At 73.9% G+C, this 22,295-nt stretch carries 24 protein-coding genes; 9 read left to right on the plus strand and 15 right to left on the minus strand.

What is annotated here, in order from left to right; translation table 11 throughout:
- Window positions 1-16 precede the first annotated feature (16 nt).
- Window positions 17-370: a PadR family transcriptional regulator gene (locus ACWEPF_RS05155; RefSeq protein ID WP_345286603.1), complete on the minus strand. Its 354-nt coding sequence runs from the start codon at window positions 368-370 to the stop codon at window positions 17-19.
- Between the two features lie 143 nt (window positions 371-513).
- Between ACWEPF_RS05155 and ACWEPF_RS05160 the strand changes: the two genes are divergently transcribed.
- The 5 genes from ACWEPF_RS05160 to ACWEPF_RS05180 all read left to right on the plus strand — a co-directional run bounded on the left by ACWEPF_RS05160 (window position 514) and on the right by ACWEPF_RS05180 (window position 5,865).
- Window positions 514-1,197 (plus strand): hypothetical protein, encoded by a 684-nt coding sequence (locus ACWEPF_RS05160; RefSeq protein WP_452171485.1) that lies wholly within the window; start codon window positions 514-516, stop codon window positions 1,195-1,197.
- Between the two features lie 168 nt (window positions 1,198-1,365).
- Window positions 1,366-2,742 carry an FAD-dependent oxidoreductase gene (locus ACWEPF_RS05165; RefSeq protein ID WP_452171486.1) on the plus strand — a complete coding sequence of 459 codons (1,377 nt, stop codon included), beginning with the start codon at window positions 1,366-1,368 and terminating at the stop codon, window positions 2,740-2,742.
- Between the two features lie 80 nt (window positions 2,743-2,822).
- Complete coding sequence (locus tag ACWEPF_RS05170) at window positions 2,823-3,800, plus strand: hypothetical protein (RefSeq protein ID WP_452171487.1); 978 nt, start codon at window positions 2,823-2,825, stop codon at window positions 3,798-3,800.
- A gap of 148 nt (window positions 3,801-3,948) precedes the next feature.
- Window positions 3,949-5,199 (plus strand): sensor histidine kinase, encoded by a 1,251-nt coding sequence (locus ACWEPF_RS05175; protein WP_452171488.1) that lies wholly within the window; start codon window positions 3,949-3,951, stop codon window positions 5,197-5,199.
- Between the two features lie 24 nt (window positions 5,200-5,223).
- Complete coding sequence (locus ACWEPF_RS05180; protein WP_345286593.1) at window positions 5,224-5,865, plus strand: response regulator transcription factor; 642 nt, start codon at window positions 5,224-5,226, stop codon at window positions 5,863-5,865.
- On the opposite strand, the gene ACWEPF_RS05185 is transcribed toward ACWEPF_RS05180, so the two are convergent.
- Window positions 5,838-6,227 (minus strand): hypothetical protein, encoded by a 390-nt coding sequence (locus tag ACWEPF_RS05185; RefSeq protein WP_452171489.1) that lies wholly within the window; start codon window positions 6,225-6,227, stop codon window positions 5,838-5,840. The two genes, ACWEPF_RS05180 and ACWEPF_RS05185, sit on opposite strands and share 28 nt — an antisense overlap.
- A gap of 69 nt (window positions 6,228-6,296) precedes the next feature.
- Here ACWEPF_RS05185 and ACWEPF_RS05190 point away from each other — a divergent pair, with 69 nt between their 5' ends.
- Window positions 6,297-6,977 (plus strand): Pr6Pr family membrane protein, encoded by a 681-nt coding sequence (locus ACWEPF_RS05190; RefSeq protein ID WP_345286589.1) that lies wholly within the window; start codon window positions 6,297-6,299, stop codon window positions 6,975-6,977.
- Window positions 6,978-6,984: 7 nt separating this feature from the next.
- Here ACWEPF_RS05190 and aroA read toward each other — a convergent pair whose 3' ends face one another.
- From aroA to ACWEPF_RS05210, 4 genes are all read right to left on the minus strand, one after another.
- Window positions 6,985-8,229, minus strand: a complete 1,245-nt coding sequence (gene aroA / locus ACWEPF_RS05195) for a 3-phosphoshikimate 1-carboxyvinyltransferase (RefSeq protein ID WP_452171490.1) — start codon at window positions 8,227-8,229, stop codon at window positions 6,985-6,987.
- A 279-nt stretch (window positions 8,230-8,508) separates the two neighbouring features.
- Window positions 8,509-9,768, minus strand: a complete 1,260-nt coding sequence (locus tag ACWEPF_RS05200) for an MFS transporter (protein ID WP_452171491.1) — start codon at window positions 9,766-9,768, stop codon at window positions 8,509-8,511.
- Window positions 9,765-10,799 carry a PLP-dependent cysteine synthase family protein gene (locus ACWEPF_RS05205; RefSeq protein WP_452171519.1) on the minus strand — a complete coding sequence of 345 codons (1,035 nt, stop codon included), beginning with the start codon at window positions 10,797-10,799 and terminating at the stop codon, window positions 9,765-9,767. Before ACWEPF_RS05205 ends, ACWEPF_RS05200 begins: the two co-directional genes overlap by 4 nt.
- A 174-nt stretch (window positions 10,800-10,973) precedes the next feature.
- Window positions 10,974-11,354 (minus strand): hypothetical protein, encoded by a 381-nt coding sequence (locus tag ACWEPF_RS05210; protein ID WP_452171492.1) that lies wholly within the window; start codon window positions 11,352-11,354, stop codon window positions 10,974-10,976.
- Window positions 11,355-11,541: 187 nt separating this feature from the next.
- On the opposite strand from ACWEPF_RS05210, the gene ACWEPF_RS05215 reads away from it, so the two are divergent.
- Entirely contained in the window at window positions 11,542-12,330 is a 789-nt protein-coding gene (locus ACWEPF_RS05215) for a heparin lyase I family protein (RefSeq protein ID WP_452171493.1), read from the plus strand.
- A gap of 7 nt (window positions 12,331-12,337) precedes the next feature.
- On the opposite strand, the gene ACWEPF_RS05220 is transcribed toward ACWEPF_RS05215, so the two are convergent.
- Entirely contained in the window at window positions 12,338-13,255 is a 918-nt protein-coding gene (locus ACWEPF_RS05220) for a 1-phosphofructokinase family hexose kinase (RefSeq protein ID WP_452171494.1), read from the minus strand.
- A gap of 133 nt (window positions 13,256-13,388) precedes the next feature.
- Here ACWEPF_RS05220 and ACWEPF_RS05225 point away from each other — a divergent pair, with 133 nt between their 5' ends.
- A complete protein-coding gene (locus ACWEPF_RS05225; RefSeq protein WP_345286581.1) occupies window positions 13,389-13,565 on the plus strand; it encodes a hypothetical protein in 177 nt (58 codons plus the stop codon).
- Between the two features lie 7 nt (window positions 13,566-13,572).
- Here the strand turns inward: ACWEPF_RS05225 and ACWEPF_RS05230 are convergent, their stop codons facing one another.
- Window positions 13,573-14,439: a carbon-nitrogen hydrolase family protein gene (locus tag ACWEPF_RS05230; RefSeq protein WP_452171495.1), complete on the minus strand. Its 867-nt coding sequence runs from the start codon at window positions 14,437-14,439 to the stop codon at window positions 13,573-13,575.
- A 2-nt stretch (window positions 14,440-14,441) separates the two neighbouring features.
- Window positions 14,442-15,920 (minus strand): APC family permease, encoded by a 1,479-nt coding sequence (locus tag ACWEPF_RS05235; protein WP_452171496.1) that lies wholly within the window; start codon window positions 15,918-15,920, stop codon window positions 14,442-14,444.
- Window positions 15,921-16,046: 126 nt separating this feature from the next.
- On the opposite strand from ACWEPF_RS05235, the gene ACWEPF_RS05240 reads away from it, so the two are divergent.
- Window positions 16,047-16,649 carry a TetR/AcrR family transcriptional regulator gene (locus ACWEPF_RS05240; protein WP_452171497.1) on the plus strand — a complete coding sequence of 201 codons (603 nt, stop codon included), beginning with the start codon at window positions 16,047-16,049 and terminating at the stop codon, window positions 16,647-16,649.
- A gap of 50 nt (window positions 16,650-16,699) precedes the next feature.
- Here ACWEPF_RS05240 and ACWEPF_RS05245 read toward each other — a convergent pair whose 3' ends face one another.
- The 6 genes from ACWEPF_RS05245 to ACWEPF_RS05270 form a co-directional block, all read right to left on the minus strand.
- Entirely contained in the window at window positions 16,700-16,978 is a 279-nt protein-coding gene (locus tag ACWEPF_RS05245; protein WP_452171498.1) for a mycoredoxin, read from the minus strand.
- Window positions 16,979-17,003: 25 nt separating this feature from the next.
- The gene (locus ACWEPF_RS05250) at window positions 17,004-18,074 is read right to left on the minus strand and encodes a glycerate kinase (protein WP_452171499.1); all 1,071 of its coding nucleotides are present in this window, start codon (window positions 18,072-18,074) and stop codon (window positions 17,004-17,006) included.
- On the minus strand, window positions 18,071-18,895 hold the full coding sequence (locus ACWEPF_RS05255; protein ID WP_452171500.1) for a sugar phosphate isomerase/epimerase family protein: 825 nt from the start codon (window positions 18,893-18,895) through the stop codon (window positions 18,071-18,073). The genes ACWEPF_RS05250 and ACWEPF_RS05255 overlap by 4 nt, the downstream gene beginning before the upstream one ends.
- The gene (locus ACWEPF_RS05260; RefSeq protein ID WP_452171501.1) at window positions 18,895-20,028 is read right to left on the minus strand and encodes a dihydrodipicolinate synthase family protein; all 1,134 of its coding nucleotides are present in this window, start codon (window positions 20,026-20,028) and stop codon (window positions 18,895-18,897) included. Before ACWEPF_RS05260 ends, ACWEPF_RS05255 begins: the two co-directional genes overlap by 1 nt.
- A complete protein-coding gene (locus tag ACWEPF_RS05265) occupies window positions 20,025-21,176 on the minus strand; it encodes a Gfo/Idh/MocA family protein (protein WP_452171502.1) in 1,152 nt (383 codons plus the stop codon). Before ACWEPF_RS05265 ends, ACWEPF_RS05260 begins: the two co-directional genes overlap by 4 nt.
- A 118-nt stretch (window positions 21,177-21,294) precedes the next feature.
- Window positions 21,295-22,275, minus strand: a complete 981-nt coding sequence (locus tag ACWEPF_RS05270; RefSeq protein ID WP_452171520.1) for a hydroxyacid dehydrogenase — start codon at window positions 22,273-22,275, stop codon at window positions 21,295-21,297.
- Window positions 22,276-22,295: the final 20 nt, after the last annotated feature.

Here is a 22,295-nt window from a genome sequence, read left to right on the forward strand (position 1 = left end):
GCCCCACTCGCCCCACTCACGAAGCGAATCCCGGACGCAGCTGCGCGGCGCGGCCCGAGGACAGCCGTCGGTCGGCCTCGGCCACCACCGCGCGCAGCCGTTCGGCCTCGCGCTCCAGCACCTCCCGCCCGCCGTCGGTGAGCCCGAAGGTCCGCCGTGCCCTGCCGTCGACCACTTCCTCCCCCTCCACCCGGACCAGTCCCTGCTTGAGCAGGCGTTCCAGGGCTCCGTAGAGCGTCCCGGCGCGGAGCTTCACGCGGCCCCCGGAGATCGCGGTGACCTCCTGGAGCAGCGCGTACCCGTGCCGGGGCGCATCGGCCAGCGCGGTGAGCAGGAGCAGTGTCGGCTCCTGCATCGAACGTTCCGTCATGCCTCTACATATACCGGTGAGTTGAATATACCGTCCAGAGGATCGGCGAATTCGGCACTCTTGACCCGGCCTCCCGCCCTCCACCAGGCTGGGCCCACTCCCTGCACCGCTGCCCGTCCACAACTCCCCATCAGGAGAAGGCAATGCGTGCACCCCACAGACAGTCCGCCACCCCCGCCGCCCTGCTCGGAGCCGTGGCCCTGGCCCTCGTCGGCCTGGTCACGGTCGTCCCCGCCGCCGCCGAGCCGCCACGCCAGCAGGTGGTGCGCAACGGCGACTTCGCCGAACCGCTGAGCTCCGGCTGGTCCTGCACCGGCGACGTGACCCTCACCGACCGGATCGTCGAGGGCCGCCCCGGACCCCACGAGCAGGCCGGCTGCACCCAGGCGGTCCGGGTCGTTCCCGGCTCCACCTACGAACTCACGGCCGAGGTCTCCGGGTCCTACGCCTTCGTCACCGTCGAGGGGGTCCCGAAGGTCCCCGACGGCAAGGTGACGCGCTGGGCCGACGGCCCCGGGTGGACCACCCTGACCGCCACCGTCTCCGTGGTCGCGGTCAACCAGGTGATCCTCTCCTTCCACGGCTGGTACGGCCAGGGACCCTTCCGGATCGGCCGGATCGCCATGACCGACGTGACGGCCCCCGGCGCCTGCGTCCTGACCACCCCGGCCTGGCCGCCGAGCCCGACCGTCAGCAGCCCGCGCCCGACGATCAGTCCGAGTCCGAGCCCGAGCCCCAGTCCCACGTGGACCGCCGACCCGAGCCCGAGCACCGAGCCGCGCCCGTACTGGACCTGGACCTGCACGCCGTCGCTCGCGGCCGGGTGACCCGGCGGTGACCCAGTACACCTAGCACCACGGATGGGGCGTGGTCCAGACCTCTGCACCTGATGGACATAGGGCATCCCTATGGGGTCATAGATCGGGAAAGGGTAGCCTAACCAGGAGCCGCCGGGCACCCTGGCGGTCAACGCTGCCCAGCCGAAGGATGCACGTATGTCCCGCCCCATCCGAGTGGCCATAGTCGGAGCCGGCCCCGCCGGCATCTACGCCGCCGACGCGTTGATGAAGTCCGAGGTCGCCGCCGACCCCGGTGTGTCGATCGACCTGTTCGAGCGCATGCCCGCGCCCTTCGGCCTGATCCGCTACGGCGTCGCCCCCGACCACCCCCGGATCAAGGGCATCATCACCGCGCTCCACCAGGTGCTGGAGAAGCCGCAGATCCGCCTGTTCGGGAACGTGGACTACCCCACCGACCTCTCCCTGGACGACCTGCACCGCTTCTACGACGCGGTGGTCTTCTCCACCGGCGCGATGGCCGACCGCGAGCTGAAGATCCCCGGCATCGAGCTGGACGGCTCCTACGGGGCGGCCGACTTCGTCTCCTGGTACGACGGCCACCCGGACGTCCCGCGCGAGTGGCCGCTGGAGGCGGAGAAGGTCGCGGTGCTCGGCGTCGGCAACGTCGCGCTGGACGTGGCCCGCATCCTGGCCAAGACCGCCGACGAGCTGCTGCCCACCGAGATCCCGGCCAACGTGTACGAGGGGCTCAAGGCCAACAAGGCGCTGGAGGTCCACGTCTTCGGCCGCCGCGGCCCGGCCCAGGCCAAGTTCAGCCCGATGGAGCTGCGCGAGCTGGACCACTCGCCGAACATCGAGGTCATCGTCAACCCCGAGGACATCGACTACGACGAGGGCTCGATCGCCACCCGCCGGGGCAACAAGCAGGCCGACATGGTCGCCTCCACCCTGGAGAACTGGGCGATCCGCGACATCGGCGAGCGCCCGCACAAGCTCTTCCTGCACTTCTTCGAGTCCCCGGTCGAGGTGCTCGGCGAGAACGGCGAGGTCACCGGCCTGCGCACCGAGCGCACCGAGCTCGACGGCACCGGCAACGTCAAGGGCACCGGCGCGTACACCGACTGGGACCTGGGCGCCGTCTACCGCGCCGTCGGCTACCTCTCCGAGGAGCTGCCCAAGCTGCCCTGGGACGCCGTCTCCGGCACCGTGCCGCACGAGGCCGGCCGGGTCATGGAGGCCGGGCACCACCTGCCGTCCACCTACGTCACCGGCTGGATCAAGCGCGGCCCGGTCGGCCTGATCGGCCACACCAAGGGCGACGCCAACGAGACCGTGGGCTGCCTGATCGAGGACTTCCGGGCCGGCGCGCTCCGCACCCCGGACGCCCCGCAGGAGGACGCCGTCCTCGCGCACCTGACGGCCAACCAGGTCGCGTACACCACCTGGGACGGCTGGAAGCTGCTGGACACGTACGAGAAGGCGCTCGGCGAGCCGCAGCAGCGCGAGCGGGTCAAGGTGGTGGAGCGCGAGGAGATGCTCCGCGCCAGCGGGGTGACCCTCCCTCAGGAGTAGCACCGCTTCCCCCTCCGGGGGGAGCCGGTTCCTGACCAGGGCGGAGGCCCCGGGCGGGCGCCGGACGGGAGGGTGGACCCATGGACCTCACCCCGTCCGGCGCACTGCGCCGGGGCATCTGCGCACTCACCGTCGCGGCCACCGTGCCGTACCTGACCCTCAAGACCCTCTGGCTGTGCGGCAGCACGATCGGATTCGGCCCGGACGCCGAGATCGCCCACTCCGGCGCGCTGTGGGCCGCCAACCTGGTCACCTTCGTCATGGACGCGGTGGCGGTCGTCCTGGCGCTGGCCTTCGTCCGCCCCTGGGGCCGGCGGATCCCGGCCGGGCTGGTGCTCTTCCCGGCCTGGGTCGGCAGCGGGATGCTGGGCGCCCTGCTGATCGAACTTCCACTGATCTTCGGCACCGAGCTGCTGCTCGGCACCGAGCCCTCGGTCGACCCGCAGGGCTGGCTCCAGCCCTGGGTGTTCGCCGTGGTCTACGGCGGCTTCGCGGTCCAGGGGGTCGCCCTGCTGGCCGGCTTCGCCCTGCACGCCCGGGAGCGCTGGGCCGGGCTGCTCTCCGACCGGATCGGCGACCTGCCCCGCACGGCCACCCTCGGACTGCAGCGCACCCTCGCGGTGACCGCCGCAGGGCTGGCCCTGCCGCTTGCCGCCGCCCGGCTCTACTGGGCGCTCGGCGGCCACCTGGCCCGCCCACTACGGCTGTTGGACGGCCACCGCCCCGCCAGGATCATCGACGCCGTCACCGCCGTGCTGCTGCTGGCCGCCTGCACCGCGTTCCTCTGGGTGGTGCTGCGCCGCACCCCGCAGCGCCGGCTGGCCCCCGCCCTGCTGACCGGCTGGCTGGCCGGCGGCGCGGTCTTCGCCTGGGGCGCGTGGAACGTCTTCGTCTGGCTGCTCCAGCCCGACCTCCCCGAGCGGACCGACACCGTGCCACCGGCCGGGCAGTTGGCCGAGGCGGCGCAGGCCGGGATCGGCGGGCTGCTGCTGGTGACCGGGGCCCTGGTCCTGATCGAACGTGCGCACGCCGCCGCTGACATAGGGTCAGCTGCGTGAGACCGACCGGCAAGTGGGGGGCGGAGGAAGGAGCGGTGTTGGGGTGCGTGGCTCGGCGGCGCCGAGGAGGGAGTCCATGCGGAGCATCGGCGACCGACTAGAAGCCGGCGAAGGGCCCCTCCTGCCCATTGGCGGGCAAGGAGGGCGCGTGCCCCGGCACCGCGACGCCGCCCCCCACTTGCCGGTCGGTCTGCGTGCACTGATCGGACGCAGGGCGGCGCTCCGCTGGGTGCACCTGGTGCTCGGCGGAGCCCTCCTGATGCCCTTCTGGCTGCTCTGCCTGGTGCTGGTCTCCACCGCCCGGGGGCTGAACGACACGCGCGGGGACCTGTGGGCGCAGTTCGAGGCCTTCGCGGTGGCCCTGCCGCTCGCCGCCGCCGTGGCGCTGCTGCTGCCGGCCGTCCGGGTCCTGGAGGCCACCGCCGCCCGGGCCCTCGGACTGGCCGACGGACGGGAGTTGACGGTCACCGCGTCACGGTCCTGGGCCGCCCGGCGGCGCACCGCCGCCTGGTTCGTCCAGCACCTGTTCTGCGGCGGGGTGGTCTCGGGGATGTCGCTCTCCGTCCCGCCGGCGGTCTGCGTGCTGCTGCTCTTCCCGGACCAGGCTGCGGTGCGGGAGCTGTTCGGACCGCTCGGGGTGGCGCCGCAGCTGGTCGCGCTCGGGCTGGTGGCACTGGTGCTGCTGACCAACGCCGGGGCCGGGGCCTGGCTGGCCCGCACCGCGGTGCCGCTGCTCGGGCCGACGCCCGGCGAGCGGCTCGCCGCGGCCGAACGGCGCGCCCTGGAGCTGGCCCAACGCAACCGGCTGGCGCGGGAGTTGCACGACTCCGTCGGCCACGCACTGAGCGCCGTCGGGATCCAGGCGGCGGCGGCCGGGCGGGTGCTGCGCAGCGACCCGGAGTTCGCCGAGGAGGCGCTCAAGGCGATCGAGGAGACCGCCCGGGCCGCGGTGGCCGAGCTGGACACCGTGCTCGGCCTGCTCCGCGAGGAGCCCGAGCCCACCGCCGGCTCCACCGCTCCCACCCTGGCCGGGCTCGGCGCCCTGCTGCGGCAGATGGAGCTGGCCGGGGTCGCGGTCTCCGCGCGGGTCGGACCCGGGACGGGCGAGCTGCCGGCCGAGGTCTCCCGGGCGGCGTACCGGATCGTCCAGGAGGGGCTGACCAACGTGCTGCGCCACGCGGGGCGGGTGACCGCCGAGCTGCGGCTCGAAGTGGTCTCCGGTGCACTGGAGTTGGAGCTGGCCAATCCGCCCGGCGAGGACCGGCCGAGCCGTCCGGGCGGCGGGCGGGGGTTGGCCGGGATGGCCGAGCGGGCCGCGGTGCTGGGCGGCACCTGCGGCGCAGGCGTGGACACCGACGGCCGCTGGCGGCTCACCGCCCGGCTGCCGCTGAACAGTTGAACCGAACGAGCAGGGGGCCGGGACATGACGGTGCGCGTGGTGATCGCCGACGACGAGCGGCTGGTGCGGATGGGCCTACGGGCCATCCTGAACGCCGAACCGGACCTGGAGGTGGTCGGGGAGGCCGCCAACGGTGCCGAAGTCGTCTCCCTGGTCCGGGAGTTGCGGCCGGACGTGGTGCTGATGGACGTCCGGATGCCGCAGGTGGACGGCATCCGCGCCACCGAACAGTTGGTCTCCACCCTCGACCCGGCGCCCCGGATCCTGGTGGTCACCACCTTCGAGAACGACGACCACGTCTACGACGCCCTCCGGGCCGGGGCCGCCGGCTTCCTGCTCAAGCGCGCCAGCGCCGACGAGATGGTCCAGGCCGTCCGCCTGGTCGCCCGCGGCGACTCCCTGCTCTTCCCCGCCGCCATCCGCGACCTCGCCACCGCCCGCCGCCCCGCCCGCCCCGACGCACGCACCCGCCGCCTCACCGACCGCGAGTCCCAGGTCCTGCGCCTGATGGCCGCCGGCCTCAACAACGCCGAGATCGCCGCCCACCTCGTCGTCAGCCCCGAGACCGTCAAGACCCACGTCGGCGGCATCCTCACCAAACTCGCCGCCCGCGACCGCACCCAGGCCGTCATCACCGCCTACCAGGAGGGCTTCGTCAGCCCCTGACCCGCCCGGGCCGCCTCCTCCAGGAGTGACCACCCGTCAAGCTCCACGGCGGGACCGCCCGGCGCCCAGCCACCCGCCAGCGCGGCGTCGAGCAAGGCCCTGACGGCCCCCGGCTCGTGCAGGTTCAGCCCGGCGCCCCTGACGTACCCGACGTCGCCGGAGCCGAGCGGCGCCCCTCCCGGCACGTACCGGTCCGGGCCGTCGGCGAAGACGATGCGCAGCAGGCCGCTCTCCCCTGCGGGCTGGGGGTGCAGGGTCAGTCTCTCCTCGCAGCCCTCCGGCCGGTGGCGGTGGCGGAGCGTCCAGAGGTACCTGGTGCCGTCGGCGGTCAGGCGGCGCGGGGCGTTCGGCTTGCGGGGCACGGGGTGATCGTACGCCGGTGACCAGGCGCCTTCCGTGGGTCGGCTACCCGCAGGTAGAGTGCGGCGACCATGCCAACACTCGACCACGGACTGGTGAACAACATGTCGGTCTGGACCCGCCCCTCACTCTGGTGGCGAGCGGCCATCGTGCTCTCGGCCGGGCTCGGGCTGATCCTCAGCAACAGCTCGCTGGTGTACTTCACCATCGAGAGCAACGTGATCGTGCTCGGGTACTTCCTCGGGGCCGTCTACTGGATGGTGAAGCGCTCCACCGTCGAGGCGCCCGCGCCGCGGCTGCGCGGGGCGGTGACGCTGTACATCACCATCACCGGCCTGGTCGCGCACATCCTGCTGAACAAGGGGGCCAACCCGCTGCCGGGGCTGGTGAACGGCGAGAACCTGGTGCAGGAGTGGTCCAGCTTCTTCCTGCACTACGTCACGCCCGTGCTGGTGCTGGGCGACTGGCTCTGCCTCAAGCCGCGCAACGCCTCCCGCTGGAAGGACCTGCCGCTCTGGCTGGCCTTCCCGCTCGGCTACGCCGCCGTCACCATCGCCCGGGCCCTGCTCTTCCCGGACTTCCCGGTCAAGTACCCGTACTTCTTCCTGGACCCGAGCGAGAAGGGCTACGGCTGGGTGTCGCTCCAGATCGTCCAGCTGACCTTCGAGTTCATCGCGCTGGCGGCGCTGGTGGTGGGCCTCGACCGGCTCGGCACGCTGGTCGCGCGCAGGCTGAAGCCGGCCGAGGCCTGAGAGCCGGTCAGATCCCCCAGGAGGCGCGCAGCTTCGCGAACTCCTCGTGGAAGGCCGGGAAGGTCTTCCGCACGCATCCCGGGTCGTCGAAGGTGACGCCCGGGGTGCGCAGCCCGGCCACCGCGAAGGACATCACGATCCGGTGGTCCCCGAAGGTGGCGATCTCGACCGGCTTCGGCGCGCCCGGCTTGATCTCGATCCAGTCCCGGCCGGTCTCCACCTCGATGCCCTGGGCCCGCAGGTTCTGCGCGCAGGCCTCCAGGCGGTCGCACTCCTTGACCCGGGTGTTGTAGACGTCCTCGATCCGCACCGGCCCGTCGGCGAACGGCGCGATGGCGGCCAGCGTCGGCATGGTGTCGGAGATGTCCCGCATGTTGACGGTGATCCCGGACAGCCGCCCGCCGGGAGCACCGGCCACGGTCACCTCGTCCTCGCCGATCCGGACCTCCGCCCCCATCCGCTCCAGCACCTCGACGAACTTCAGGTCACCCTGGAGCGCGCCCTTGCCGAGGCCGGGCACCGTCACCTCACGGCCCGTCAGGGCGGCGGCGGCGAAGACGTAGCTCGCGGTGGAGGCGTCCGGCTCGACCGGGTACTCGACGGCGGTGTAGCCGCCCGGCGGCACCACGAAGACCTTGCCGTCCCCCTCGCGCCCGACCTCCACGCCGAAGCTGCGCATCATGGCGAGGGTGATCTCGACGTAGGGCACCGAGACCAGGTCGGTGACGGTGATCCCCAGGCCCTGCTCGGTGAGCGGGCCGAGCAGCAGCAGGGCGGTCAGGTACTGCGAGGAGAGCCCGGCGTCCAGGGTGAGCTCGCCGCCCTTGACGCCGCGCGCGCTGATCCGCAGCGGGTGGTGGCCCTCGTTCTCCTCGTGCACCAGCACCACGCCGAGCTCGCGCAGCGCCTCGGTGAGCGGGCCGACCGGGCGGCGGCGCATCTGCGCGGAGGCGTCGAAGCGGAACTCGCCGTGCCCGGCGGCGGCCAGCGCGGGAAGGAAGCGGGCGGTGGTGGCACCGTCGCGGCAGTAGACGTCGGCGTCGTTGGCGGGGCCCTGCGGGCGGCCCTCGACGATCCAGTCCTGGCCGTCCTCGGTGACCGCGTAGCCGAGCGCGGCGAGGCCGGCCGCGAAGCCCTCGGTGTCGTCGGAGTGCAGCGGGCGGCGCAGCCTGGTGCTGCCGTCGGCGGCGGCGGCCAGGAACAGCGCGCGGGCCGTCACCGACTTCGATCCGGGAATCTCGACTACCGTCACGGCGTCCTCCAGGGCGCGGTTGGTCCAGCGGGCGGGGGTGGTCCGGGCTCTGCCTCCCGGGCACCGCACTGCCTCCCGGGACGGCCCGGTGCGGGGCGCGGCGGTGCCCGGCGGACACCCGGGGACGCCCGCCCGGCCCGGTCCGGAAGACGCCCCCATCCTCTCCCGCCGCCGCGCCGGCACGCCGACCGGTCCGAGGTGTGGACCGGTCGGCGGACGGCAGGTGACGAGGAGCGGGACGGACACCGTCTGTTCGGGCCGCCCCGTTCTGACGCTGTCTCAGCCGACCGTGGCCCCCGTGCGGCGGGCCGGGGCGGCGGGGGCCAGTCTGCCGCTGCGGTGCAGGGCGGCCAGCCCGGCGGCCGCCGCCAGGCCGAGGACGGTCAGGCCGAGCCAGGTCGCGGCGGGGGCGAGGTCCAGCGCGGCGCCGACCGCGAGGTTCCCCAGGGTGATGCCGATCCCGCAGACGGTGTTGTAGAGCCCGTAGTGGGTGGCCACCAGCCGGCCCTCGGCGAGCGAGACCACGGTGTCCATCTCGAACGGGTAGGCCAGCATGGTCCCCAGCGTGAGCAGCGCGGCGGCCAGCACCGGCGGGCCGAGCGCGAGCGCCAGCCGGGCCGGACCGGGCCCGGGCGGCGGGACGGCGGCCGCCGCCGCGAGCGGCAGGAAGGCCGCCGCCATCGCCAGCAGACCCGCCGTCAGGGAGCGCCCGGGCGGCCAGGTCCGCCGGCACCAGGCCGTCAGCCGGGTCTGGCCGAGGACGGTGGCCAGCCCGGAGACCACGAAGAGCGCCGCGACCGCCGGCGCGGCCGCCTCGCCGCCGATCCGCCGGACCTCCAGCGGCAGTGCCAGGTAGACCTGGAAGGAGAGCACGTAGGAGCCGGTCATCGCGAGGGCGAAGAGCAGGAACCTCCGGTTGCCCAGCAGCCCGCGCCACCGCACCGGCTCACCGCCGCCGCGCTCGGCCGGCCGGTGCGGCAGGCTGCGCACCTGGACGGCGCTGAGCACGGCGAAGACCGCCGCCGCGGCCAGGCAGGTGAGGCGGAAGTCCAGCCAGGTGAGGGCCAGTCCGGCCAGCGGGCCGAGCAGGATGCCCGCCTGGTAGAAGACGTTGAACAGGGCGAAGGCCTCCACCCGGCGCTCCCCCGCGTCGGCCGCCACGTACGCGCGCACCGCCGGGTTGAACAGCGCGCCGGCCAGCCCGGTGGCCGCCGAGGCGGCGAGCAGCGCGGGGACGGAGTCGACCAGGCCGAGCACCGCGAAGCCGACGGTGCGCAGGGCCAGGCCGGCGACGATCAGCGGCTTGTAGCCGAAACGGTCCGCCAGGGCGCCGCCGGCCAGGAACATGCCCTGCTGGCTGAGGTTGCGCACGCCGAGCACCAGGCCGACCGTCCAGCCGGCCAGGCCGAGGGTGCCGGAGAGGTGCTGGGCCAGGTAGGGCATCAGCATGTAGAAGCCGAGGTTGATGGTGAACTGGTTGACCATCAGCAGCCGGACGCTGCGCTCGAACGAGCGGTACCCGGCCCGTCCGCCGCTCACCGGGCCTCCCCCAGCGGGTCGGTGACGGTGCGGCAGCGGGTCCAGCGGGTGACCTCGCGCTCGCCGGGGTGGGTGATCTCGTCGGGGTGCTCGGCGGTCGCGCCGTCCAGCAGGCCGTGCGGGCGGCAGTACTCGTCGTTGTAGACGGTGGAGAGGTAGCGGTGCGGGCCGTCGGGGAAGATCGCGGCGATCCGGGTGCCGGGCGGTTCGGTCCGGGCGGCCCAGGCGGCGACCAGGGCGACGGCGCCCACGCTCCAGCCGCCGGAGGCGTACGCGGAACGGGCCAGCGCCCGGCAGGCCCGCACGGCCTCGGGAGCGGCCACCCAGTGCACCTCGGCGAACTGCTCGTAGGCGACGTTGCGCGGGTGGATGGAGCTGCCGAGGCCGCGCATCAGCCGACCGCGGGCGGGCTGGCCGAAGATGGTGGAGCCGGTGGTGTCCACCCCGATCACCTTGAGCTCGGGGTAGTACTCGCGCAGCACCCGGCTCACCCCGGCGGAGTGGCCGCCGGTGCCGACGCTCGCCACCAACACGTCCACCCGGCCGAGTTGGGCCACCAGCTCCTCGGCCAGCGGCTCGTAGGCGGCGACGTTGTCGGGGTTGGCGTACTGGTCGGGGCACCAGGCGGTGGGGTCGGCGGCCAGCAGCTCGGCCACCCGCAGGCGGCGGGCCTCCTGCCAGCCGCCGGTGGGGTGCGGCTCGCTCACCAGGTCGACGGTGGCGCCCTGGGCGGTGAGCAGCCGGTGCACGTCGGGCTCCAGCCCCGGGTCGGTGACCACGGTGACGGGGTGGCCGTGGATCTGTCCCGCCAGCGCCAGCCCGAGGCCGAGGGTGCCGCTGGTGGACTCCACGATCCGGGCGCCGGGCCGGAGTTCGCCGCGCTCGCGGGCCCGGCCCACCATGTGCAGGGCCGGGCGGTCCTTGATGCCGCCGGGGTTGAAGCCCTCCAGCTTGGCCCAGAAGCCCTGGGCGCAGCCGGTGAACGGTTCGCCGATCCACACCACGGGCGTGTGGCCGACGGCGGCGGCCAGCGAGCGCCCGGTGCCGGCGGTACCGCCGGTCGTGCGGGGAAGGGTGGCGGGGGTGAGCACCGCCGTGTCGAGGGAACGCGTGATCGTCACTGCTCTGCTTCCTGCTGACGGATGATCGGTCGGCGGGCACGCCCGTCACCCCCACTGGTCGGCGGGGTAGGGCGTGGGGTTCCGCTAGACCCGGTGCAGGCAGAGCGTGGTGAGCAGGGTGCGGCCGTGTCTCGCGCCGGCCCGGCGAGTGCGCCTCGGCGCCGGGGCGGCCGGGCGGTTCCCGAGCAGCGCGACGGTCAGCAGGGCGACCAGTGCCAGGGCCGGGAGCAGCGGGGTCGGGGAGGCCAGCCACTGGGCGGACTCCTCCGCGCAGTGGTCGGGGACGGGCGGGGCGGGGGTGGCCCCACCCGGGCAGGCGTCCTGCGGGCCCAGCTCGAAGACCGTCAACACCCCGGCGGGGGCGGCCAGATGGGTGTGCGCGGAGGGACCGGCCGCCGAACAGGTCAGCGCGGCCAGCACCAGGGCGACCAGCGCCAGCAGCGCTCGGTACGGGGATGCACGCACAGGGTGACCATAACCCGGCCGCGGAGCCCACGGTCAACCGCCACTCGCTCAACTGGCAGGAACCGTACACGCGTTCGTCACCAAATCCCGACACCCGGAGACAGTCAGGAAGCTTTACTGTCCATCATCAGGGCGGCAGGATGACTGCCGTCCCACCCGCCCCCCGACCCGCAGGAGTTGGCAGCCGATGCGCACCCGCGTGCTCCCCACCGTCCTGACCGCCCTCGTCCTGACCCTCCCGGCCGTCCTCGTCCCGGTGACCTCGGCCCACGCCGCGCCGAGCTGGACCCTGCGCTGGTCGGCCGACCCGGCCCGCGACGGACTGCGCGCCTTCGAGACCGTCGAGGACGACCGTGCCGACTCGCACCCGTCCGGCGGCCCGCACATCAAGGTCTCGGGCGACGCCTACCGCTTCGACATGCACAAGGTGGACCGCGACTCCTACGACGACCGCCAGCGCCACGAGGTCACCGGCAACCGCACCTCCTCCTCCGACTTCCTGGAGTGGAAGTCGGGCCAGACCTGGCGCGTCACCTACTCGATGTACATCCCGAGCTCGCTGATGGCGACCACCACCTTCACCCACATCATGCAGACCAAGCAGCCGGGCAACGGCACCTCCCCGATCACCGTCACCTCGCTGCGCCGGGTGGACGGGAAGCAGACCATCGAGCACAAGGTGTTCGACGGCGACGTGCTGGTCGGCCGCACCGACCTCGAACCGCTCCAGAACAAGTGGGTCGACGTCGAGTACGAGATCAAGATCGGCGACAAGAAGGCCGGCTCGGTCCGCTGGGTGCTCAAGAGCGGCGGCAAGACCGTGGTCGACGCCACCAAGACCGGCGTGGACACCTTCCTGGCCGACCGGGTCCGCCCCAAGTGGGGCATCTACCGCTCGCTCGGCGACACCTCGGGCTCGCTGCGCGACACCTATCTGCTGCTCAGGAACATGAAGGCCTACCAGCTGAAGGCCTGACACCCCGTCACGGCAGCGGCTCGACCCGGACGCGGTCCAGCCACTGCCGGTACGCGCCGCCGTCGAACTCGCCCGCCCGGGGCGCCAGGACGGTCGCGGCGGACAGCGCCACCGCACGGCGCAGCCGGTCCGGCCAGGGCTCGTCCCGGACCAGGCCCAGGGTGAGGGCGGCCACGGCCGCGTCGCCCGCGCCGGTGGGGTTGCCGGGGACCGGCTCCGGCGGGGCGGCGAGCCAGCTGCCGCGGTCCGTCACCGCGAGCAGCCCGTCGGGCCCGAGCGAGGCCGCCACCGCGTCGGCCCCGGCGGAGCGCAGCAGCGCGGCACCGGCCGCCGGATCGTCGGATCCGACGGCCGCCGCCAGCTCCTTGCGGTTGGGCTTCACCAGGGCCGGGCCCGCCGCCAGCCCGTGAGTCAGCGCCGCCCCGTCCGCGTCCAGCACGGCCGGGACGCCCCGCTCCCCGGCGAGCTCCACCAGCGTCCGGTACGCATCGGCGGGCAGTCCGCGCGGCAGGCTGCCGGAGAGCACCACCGCCCCGGCCCCGGCCAGCAGCCCCGCGTACCGCTCCAGGAAGGCCCGCCACTCCTCCTCGGTCACCACCGGCCCCGGCTCCAGATACATGGTGGCGTCGCCGTCCTCCTGCTCCACCACCGCGATGGTGCGCCGGCTCTCCCCGGCCACGGCCGCGAACTCCTCCGGCAGCCCGGCCCGCCCCAGCTCCTGACGGATCGCCGTCCCGGCCGCCCCGCCGGCCAGCCCGGTGACCACCACCTCGGCCCCGAGCGCGTGCAGCACCCGGGCCACGTTGACCCCCTTGCCGCCCGCCTGCTCGGCCACCTCCCGCACCCGGTTGCTCCCGAAGCGGGCCACCCGGGGCAGGTGGTAGGTGACGTCGAGGGCGGCGTTGAGGGTGACGGTCAGGATCACGACAGACTCCAGTGCTCATTGATGCTTGATTTATAGCTGGATCGAGCATCTTCGAGCAATACCGTCGGGCCCGGCCCTCGGTTGAGTACCGGTACTCAGGCGCCGGCCCCCGGGCCTGCCGGAGACTGGCCCGGTGAGTCGGACCTCGGGCAAGTGGCGCACGACACCGGCGGGGCACCAGACCCCGGTCCGGTACCAGTCCACCGGACACGCACTGGCCGAACTCGGCTGCCTGCTGGCCTCCCTGGCCTTCCTCAGCCTGCCCGTCCTGCTGCTCCTGGTGGCCGCCAAGCTCTTCCCCTCCCCCTGACCGGCCCTCACCCCCGCCCGGACGGCCGGGGCCGGAAGGCACCGCCGTAGGCGGGCAGCTCGATGGCCTGCCCGTAGCGCTCCAGCTGGGCCCAGGGCCGGTTCAGCCCCGAACTGCCGTACTGCCGCACCCGGGTGACGGCATCCAGGTCGAGGACGTCGACCAGGACCTCCTCCCCGCCGGCCGCCTGCTGACGCACCGTGCCCTCCGGGTCGACGATCGCGCTGTGGCCCACCCCGGCCGGGTCGGCGGCATTGAGGTTCACCACGTAGACCTGGTTGGTCCAGGCGTTGGCCCGGGCGCAGACCAGCTCCATCTCCCGGTCCCGGGTGGTGGTCAGGGTCGGCTGGATCACCACCTCGGCACCCAGCCAGGCCAGTTGACGGACCGTCTCGGGGAAGGAGCCGTCGTAGCAGATGGCCAGCCCGGCCCGGCCGATGCCCGGGAGGTCGAAGACCACGAACTCGTGGCCCGGCTCGGTGGTCTCGTAGGGCTGCCACGGGAAGACCTTCCGGTACCGGGCCGCGATCTCCCCCTGCGGCGAGACGGCGATCGCGGTGTTGAAGATCCGCCCGTCCGCGTCCCGTTCGTAGAGGCTGCCGGGCACCAGCCAGAGCCCGGTCTCCCGGGCCAGCTCGCCGATCCGGTCCGTGAGCGGGCCGGGGACGCTCTCCGCCACCTGCTCCATCCAGTCGGCCCGCGCCTGCAGCAGGGGCGCCTCGGCGGCCAGCAACAGCTCGGGCACGAGGACCAGTTGGACGTGCGGGAAGGTGGCGCGGACGGCCCGGACCTGGGCGGCGAACCGCTCCCAGGTGGCCTCGGGGTCGAAGGGGACGGGGGTGGTCTGGAGGGCGGCGATGGCCAGGGTGCGCATGGTCAGTGGTCCTTGACGGTCGGTCCGGCCACGCTGTCGCGGCCGGTGCGGAAGAAGGCGCGGAATCGGGCCCGGGCGAGCAGGGCCGCCGCCGCACCGAGCAGGATCGAGCCGACGCCCAGCAGGAAGACCCCGCCCACTCCGCCGACGGAGGTGGAGCCGTAGCCGGGGTCGACCATGTCGTAGGCGGTCCGGGCGAAGGCGGCGATCATCATCAGGCCGCCGGCCAGCGGCAGCAGGCCCCTGAACAGCAGGTCCCGGGCGGAGCGGCGCAGGGTGCGGCGGAAGTACCAGACGCAGGCCAGGCCGGTGACGCCGTAGTAGAGGGCGATCAGCAGGCCGACCGAGAGGATCGCGTCCCCGAGGAAGTCGGCGGAGAGCAGGGTCAGCAGGACCAGCACCACGGCTGCGGCCGCGCCGAAGACGGTGGTGCCGAACGCCGGGGTGCCGTGGCGGGGGTGGATCCGGGCGAAGCGCCGGGGCAGGGCTCCGTGCGAGGCCATCGACAGCGTCGCCCGGGAACTGCCGACCAGACAGGTGAGCAGGGCGGAGACGGCCGAGACGCAGACCGCCAGCTGCACCACCGTGGCGAGGCCGCCGCCGAGCACGGCCGGTGCGAGGGCGGCCAGCACGTCGGCCGCGTTGTCCGGGCTGCCGAGCCCTCCGCCCTCGGTGCCGGTCCCGGCGAAGGAGATCGCGGCGAAGGCGGTGAAGAGGTAGGTGGCGAGCAGGACCAGGGTGGAGATGACGGCGGCCCGCCCCGGGGTCCGGGCGCTGTCGACGGTCTCCTCGTTGGCGGTGATCAGCGCGTCCCAGCCCCAGTAGATGTAGAGGCAGAGGATCACCGCCTCCGCGAAGGGCCCGAACCCGTCGAAGCCGAAGGGGTCGAGCCAGCCGGGCGAGGGGGCGGTGGCGCCGTCGGCGGCCAGGGCCGCCACCCCGAAGGCGAGCAGGGCCAGCAGTTGCAGCGCCAGCAGCGCGTACTGCACCGCCGCGGCGAGCTGCAGCCCCCTGCGGGCCAGCAGCGTGGCCCCGCCGAGCAGCAGCACCGCCGTGACGGTCACCGCGGCGCCGTTCCCGGCCCTGTCGGAGAGCCCCAGCAGCCCGAGCAGGTAGCCGGCACCGACCCGGGCCAGCGCGGTCATCGCGATCAGCGTCGCGCACTGCACCACCCAGCCGCCGGAGAGCCACCCGGCGAACGGCCCGAAGGCCCGGGTGGTCCAGACGAACGTCGTTCCGCAGTCCGGCAGTTCGCGGTTGAGCTCGCGGAAGGCGAAGGCGGTGAGCAGGATCGGCACGAAGCCGAGCAGCAGCGCGGCGGGAGCCGCGTCGCCGGCCACCACCGTGACGAAGCCGAGCGTGACGGCTATCGAGTAGGCGGGGGCGACCGAGGAGAGGCCGAGCGCGACGGAGGCCAGCAGCCCCACCGAGGCGGGCCGCAGGCCCTTCGTGGTGGGACCGGTGGTGGTGAGGGTGGACACGGGGGCACTCCCGGTGGGGTCGGGGCGTTTTCGTTAAACAGAGATTTAAAGAAAAGGCACCCAGGGCGTCAAGAGCTGGTCGGGTATCGTTACGCTCACCTTCAGCAACGACCGGGAGACGGATCAGTGGCGCGGCGCAAGGACCAGGACGCACGGCGGGCCGAGCTCGGCGAGGCGGCCCAGCGGGCGCTGCTCGACCGGGGCCTGGAGGGGCTGCGCCTCAAGGACGTGGCGGCCGAGGCCGGGGTCACCCCGGCGGCCGTCCTGTACTACTACGGCGATCTCGACGAGCTGATGTACGAGACCTTCCAGCAGGCCATCGAGCGCTTCTGCCGGGCCCGCGAGCAGGCCGCCGAACAGCAGCCCGACGCACGGCTGCGGCTGCGCGACTGCATCGCCTCGGGCGTCGCCACCGGCCCGGACGACCTGCTGCCGCGGCTGCTCTTCGAGTACTGGCCCAAGAGCCTGCGCGACCCGCGCGCGGCCGCCCTGGACTCCGCCCTGACCGAACGTCAGGTCGCGGTCTACTACGGCATCCTGGTGCTCGGCGAGGCCCAAGGTCACTTCCGGCTGACCGACTCGCCGCGCCTGCTGGCCAGCAGCCTGCTGGCGATGGAGGACGGGTACCAGATGGAGGTGCTGGCCGGCCGTCGCACCCGCGCGGAGGTGATCGGCGCGCTGCACGCGTACGCCCGCGCCGTCACCGGCCACGACCCCGGCGCGGCCTGAGGCGCGGTCGGAGCCTGAGGCGCGGTCGGGGTCCGGCCGGTGACGGGTGGTCAGCCGCGCTTGCGGGCCTGCGGGGCGTGGGTGTCGACGGCGGCGAGCAGGTCGCGGCGGGACGGGTTGACCAGGGCGTGGCCGGCCACCGAGACGGTGGGGACGGTCTCGTTGCCGTCGGCGACGGAGCGGACGTAGGCGGCGGCCTCGGGGTCCTTCCAGATGTTCACGGTGGTGTACTCCACGTCCGTGAAGCGCAGCTGGGTCATCAGCTTCACGCAGTACGGGCACATCGGCCGCCAGTAGACGACCACACCGCTGTCCTGACCTTCGGTCATGTTCTCCCCCTCGCTCTCCCGGCCCCTACCCGCCGACGCGGGCCGCCTCACCTGCCGCAAGCTTCGCACCGGCCACCGCCAGCCAGTGCAGCGGGGCGTCCAGGGCGGCCCGGGAGGAGCCGGCCAGGGCGGTCAGGGTCAGGACCGGGAGGTCGGAGGCGCCGGCCACCACGGCGGTGCGGGTCCGTGCGGCGCGGCGGAGGACCTCGCCGACGGCCTTGCCCTGGTGGGAGGTCGCGTCGTAGCGGCCCTCGCCGGTGATCACGAGGTCGGCGTCGGCGACCGCCTCGCCGAGGCCGAGCAGGTCGGCGACGGCCGCCGCACCCGGGGTGATCCGGGCGGACCAGAGGGTGTGCAGGCCGTACGCGGTGCCGCCCGCCGCTCCGGCGCCGGGCCGCTGCGGCTCGCCGCCTAGGAGTGCGGCCAGGCGGGTCAGTCCGTGGTCGAGGGCGGCGATGTCGGCCGGGGTTGCCCCCTTCTGCGGTCCGTAGACGGCTGCCGCACCGGTGGGACCGAGGAGGGGGTTGGTGACGTCGGTGAGGAGGTGGACCCCGTCGGCCGGAGGCGGTCGCAGCGCGCCGCGGTCGACGGCGGCTACGGACGCCAAGGGCCCTCCCCCGTCCGGAAGTTCAAGACCCCGGTGGTCGAGCAGACGCAGGCCGAGGGCGGTGAGCAGGCCGGTGCCGCCGTCGGTGGAGGCGGAGCCGCCGAGGCCGATCAGCAGGCGGGTGGCGCCCGCGTCGAGGGCGGCGGCCACGGTCTGGCCGGTGCCGCGGGTGGTGGCGGTGAGCGGGGCCGGACGGGCCATCAGCGGGAGGCCGCTCGCGGTGGCGAGTTCGACCACGGCGGTGCCGTCCGGCAGCAGGGCGAACAGACCGGTCACCGGGCGGCCGTCCGGGCCGGTGCAGCCGGGCACCCGGTGGAGCGCGGCCGGACCCGCGACGGCGGCGAGGGTGCCCTCGCCGCCGTCGGCCATCGGCAGCAGGACCAGCCGGTCCTCCGGCCGGGCCGAGCGCCAGCCGGCCGCCAGCGCCTCGGCGGCCTCGGCCGCGGTGGCCGTCCCCTTGAAGGAGTCCGGCGCGATCACGACCTTCACGGACGGTCCGTCACGTGGGTCCGGTGGCGCTCGACCACGGTGCGCAGGGTCTCGGCGCCGGGGGTGTCCCAGATCTGCTGGTTGAAGATCTCCACCTCCACCCAGCCGGTGTACCCGGCCTGCGCCACCATCGCGTCCAGCGCCCGGAAGTCGATGCAGCCGTCGCCGACGTGGCCCCGTCCGAGCAGGGCGTCCGCCGGGAGCGGGAGGGTCCAGTCGCAGAGCTGGTAGGCGGCGATCCGCTCCCCCGCCCGGGCGATCTGGGTGGCCAGCTGCGGGTCCCACCAGACGTGGTAGCTGTCGACGACGACGCCGACCTGCGAGGCGGGGAAGGGCTCCGCGAGGTCGAGGGCCTGCCCCAGGGTGGAGACCACGGCGCGGTCGGCGCAGAACATCGGGTGCAGCGGCTCGATGGCGAGGCGGACACCGAAGTCACCCGCATGCGGGGCGAGTTCGGAGAGCAGGTCGGCCACCCGGGCACGGGCGCCGGGCAGGTCCCGGGAGCCCTCGGGGAGGCCGCCGACCACCAGCACCAGGGTGTCGGTGCCGAGCTCGGCCGCCTCCTCGATCGCCTGGAGGTTGTCGGCGAGCGCGGAGCGGCGCCCCTCCGGGGTGGCGGCGGTCAGGAAGCCGCCCCGGCACAGGCTGCTGACGGTCAGTCCGGCCTCGCGGCAGAGCTTGGCGGCCCGGGCCACTCCCGTCTCGGCCACCTTGTCCCGCCAGAGGCCGATCCCCTCGATCCCGGCCTCCGCACACCCCCGGACGGCCTCGGGAAGGGTCCACCCCTTGGTGGTGATCTGGTTGAGCGAGAGCCCGCGCATCACAGGGACACCGCCAGGAAGCGGCTCATGCGCTGCGCGGCCAGGTCCGGATCGGGCAGGACGCCCGCCCGGTCGGCGAGTCGGAAGAGCTCGATCAGATGGGGGACGGAGCGACCGCTCTGGGCGCCGGCGACCATGGTGAAGTGCGACTGGTGGCCGGCCAGCCAGGCGAGGAAGACGATGCCGGTCTTGTAGTGGAAGGTCGGTGCGGCGAACAGGTGCCGGGCCAGCGGCAGGGTCGGGGCGAACAGCGCGTCGTAGGCGGCCAGGTCGCCCGCGTCCAGGGCCCGCAGGGCGGCCGCGGCGACGGCGGCGATCGGGTCGAAGACGCCCAGCAGGGCGTCGCTGTGGCCGAGTTCGTCGCCGCGGATCAGCTCGGGGTAGTGGAAGTCGTCCCCGGTGTAGAGCCGCACCCCGTCCGGCAGGGCCCGGCGGAGGGCGACCTCGCGGCCGGCGTCCAGCAGGGAGACCTTGATGCCGTCGATCCGGTCGGCGTGCTCACCGATCAGGCTCAGGACGGTGTCGGTGGCCGCGTCGAGGTCGGCGGAGCCCCAGTAGCCGGCCAGCGCCGGGTCGAACATCTCGCCCAGCCAGTGCAGGATCACCGGCCGCCCGGCCTGCTCGATCAGCTCGCCGTAGACGTCGAGGTAGTCCTGCGGGCCGCGCGCGGTGGCGGCAAGCGCCCGGCTGGCCATCAGGATCGGCTGCGCGCCCGCGTCCTCCACCACCTCCAGCTGCTGGGCGTAGGCGGCCCGGACCTCGTCCAGGGCGGCGGGTGCGGTGAGCTGGTCGGTCCCCACCCCGCAGGCCAGCCGTCCGCCCACCGCCCGCGCCTCCGCGCCGCTGCGGCGGATCAACTCGGCCGTGGCGGCCCAGTCCAGGCCCATCCCGCGCTGCGCGGTGTCCATCGCGTCGGCCACCCCGAGGCCGAGCGACCACAGGTGGTGGCGGAAGGCCAGGGTGCTCTCCCAGTCGACGGCAGCCGGGGCGCCGGGGGCGTTCTGGCCCAGCGGGTCGGCGACGACGTGGGCGGCGGCGAAGACGGTGCGGCCGACCGGTGCGGGGCCGGCGGGGAGGGCGAGCGGCTCCCGCAGGAGGTGGGAGCCGGTGCCGGGCAGGTCGATGGTGGTCACAGCGACAGCTCCGTGACGTCCAGGCGGCGACCCTCGCGGGCGGACCGCAGTCCCAGCTCGGCGAGTTGGACGCCCTTGGCGCCTTCCAGCAGGTCCCAGTGGTAGGCGGAGCCGGTCGCGACGTGGCGCAGGAACAGCTCCCACTGGATCTTGAAGCCGTTGTCGAACTCGGCGTTGTCCGGCACCTGCTGCCACTGCTCGCGGAACGACTCGGTGGCCGGCAGGTCCGGGTTCCACACCGGCTTGGGGGTGGAGGCGCGGTGCTGGACGCGGCAGTTGCGCAGCCCCGCCACCGCGCTGCCCTCGGTGCCGTCCACCTGGAACTCCACCAGCTCGTCGCGGTCGACCCGCACCGCCCACGAGGAGTTGATCTGCGCGGTGATCCCGCCCTCCAACTCGAAGACGCCGTACGCCGCGTCGTCGGCGGTGGCCTCGTACGCGCGCCCCTGCTCGTCCACGCGCCGCGGGATGTGGGTGGCGGTGTGCGCGTACACCGACCGCACCGGGGCAATGACGTTGTCCAGCACGTAGCGCCAGTGCGGGAACATGTCGAGGATCATCCCGCCGCCGTCCTCGGCCCGGTAGTTCCACGACGGGCGCTGCGCGTCCTGCCAGTCGCCCTCGAACACCCAGTAGCCGAACTCCCCGCGCACCGACAGGATCCGCCCGAAGAACCCGCCGTCGACCAGCCGCTTGAGCTTGAGCAGGCCCGGGAGGAAGAGCTTGTCCTGCACCGCGCCGTTGCACACCCCCGCCTCCCGCGCGAGCCTGGCCAACTCCAGGGCGGCGTCCAGGGATTCGGCCGTCGGCTTCTCCGTGTAGACGTGCTTGCCCGCCGCTATGGCGGACCGCAGCGCGGACTCCCGCGCCGGAGTCACCTGCGCGTCGAAGTAGACCTCCGCCAGCGGGTGCTCCAGCGCCTCCTCCAGCGAGGTGGTCCAGTGGGTCAGGCCGTGACGGTCCGCCAGTTCCTTGAGCTTGAGCTCACTGCGGCCCACCAGGATCGGCTCCGGCCACAGCACCTCACCGTCACCGAGCGGCAGACCGCCCTGCTCGCGGATGGCCAGGATCGAACGGACCAGGTGCTGGCGGTAGCCCATCCGGCCGGTGACACCGTTCATCACGATGCCGATCACCCTGCGGGGCATAGGAAAGTCTCCTTCGAAGAGTTGCAGAATCCGGGGGCGCGAGGAACCGCGCGCGGCGGAGGATGCCGACCGGTACGTCCGGAACGGTGGGCCAGGTGCCGATGGTGCGCCGCAGGCGTCAGGCGCTGCGGGCGATGTCCTGCGGCAGCACCGGGTGCGCGAAGGGCAACCCGGCCGCGTAGCGCGCCAGTTCGTCGGCGGCCGCGGCGGCCATCCGGTGGAGCTCGCCGCCGAGGGAGCCGGCCACGTGCGGGGTGAGCACCACGTTGGGCAGCTCGTACAGCGGGGAGTCGGCGGGCAGCACCTCCGGGACGGTCACGTCCAGCACCGCGTCGAGCCGGCCGGTGACCAGCTCGGCGACCAGCGCGTCCTGGTCGAGCAGCGAGCCGCGGGAGGTGTTCACCAGGGTGGCGCCGTCCGGCATCAGGGCCAGCCGCCGGGCGTCGATCAGGTGGTGGGTGGCGGGCAGCTCGGGGGCGTGCACCGTCACCACGTCCGAGAAGGCGCAGAGTTCGTCCAACTCCACGCTCCGGGCCCCGAGTTCACGAGCCTCTTCGGACGTCACGTACGGGTCGTGCAGCAGCAGCTCCAGGTCGTACGGGCGGAGCAGCTCCAGCACGCGCCGCCCGATCCGGGAGGCGCCGACCACGCCGACGGTGCGGCGGTAGTTGCCGGAGGCGGCGTAGGCGTCCTGCCAGTCGTGCCGGGTGCGGCGGGCCCGGTAGTCCTCCCGGATCCGCAGCAGCTGCTTGTTGGCCAGCAGCACGGCGGCGACGGTGTACTCGGCCACCGGGAGCGCGTTGGCCCAGGCGGCGGAGGTGACCTCCAGGCCGCGCCGCCAACAGGCCTCGGTGATGTGGTGCTTGACCGAGCCGGCGGCGTGGATCACCGCGCGCAGCCGGGGGGCGGCGGCCAGCACGGTCTCGTCCAGCGGCGGGCAGCCCCAGCTGCTGACGATCACCTCGGCCTCGGCGAGGGCGGCCCGGGCGGCCGGGGTGGTGAAGTCGTCCACCACCAACCGGGGGTCGAGGTCGGCGAGTTCGGTGAGCCGGGCGAGGGTGTCCCGGTCGATCAGCCGCTCGGCGAGGCCGCGCTCCATGGCGAGCAGGGCGCGCGGCC

The sequence above is a fragment of the Kitasatospora sp. NPDC004289 genome (genome assembly GCF_053602875.1).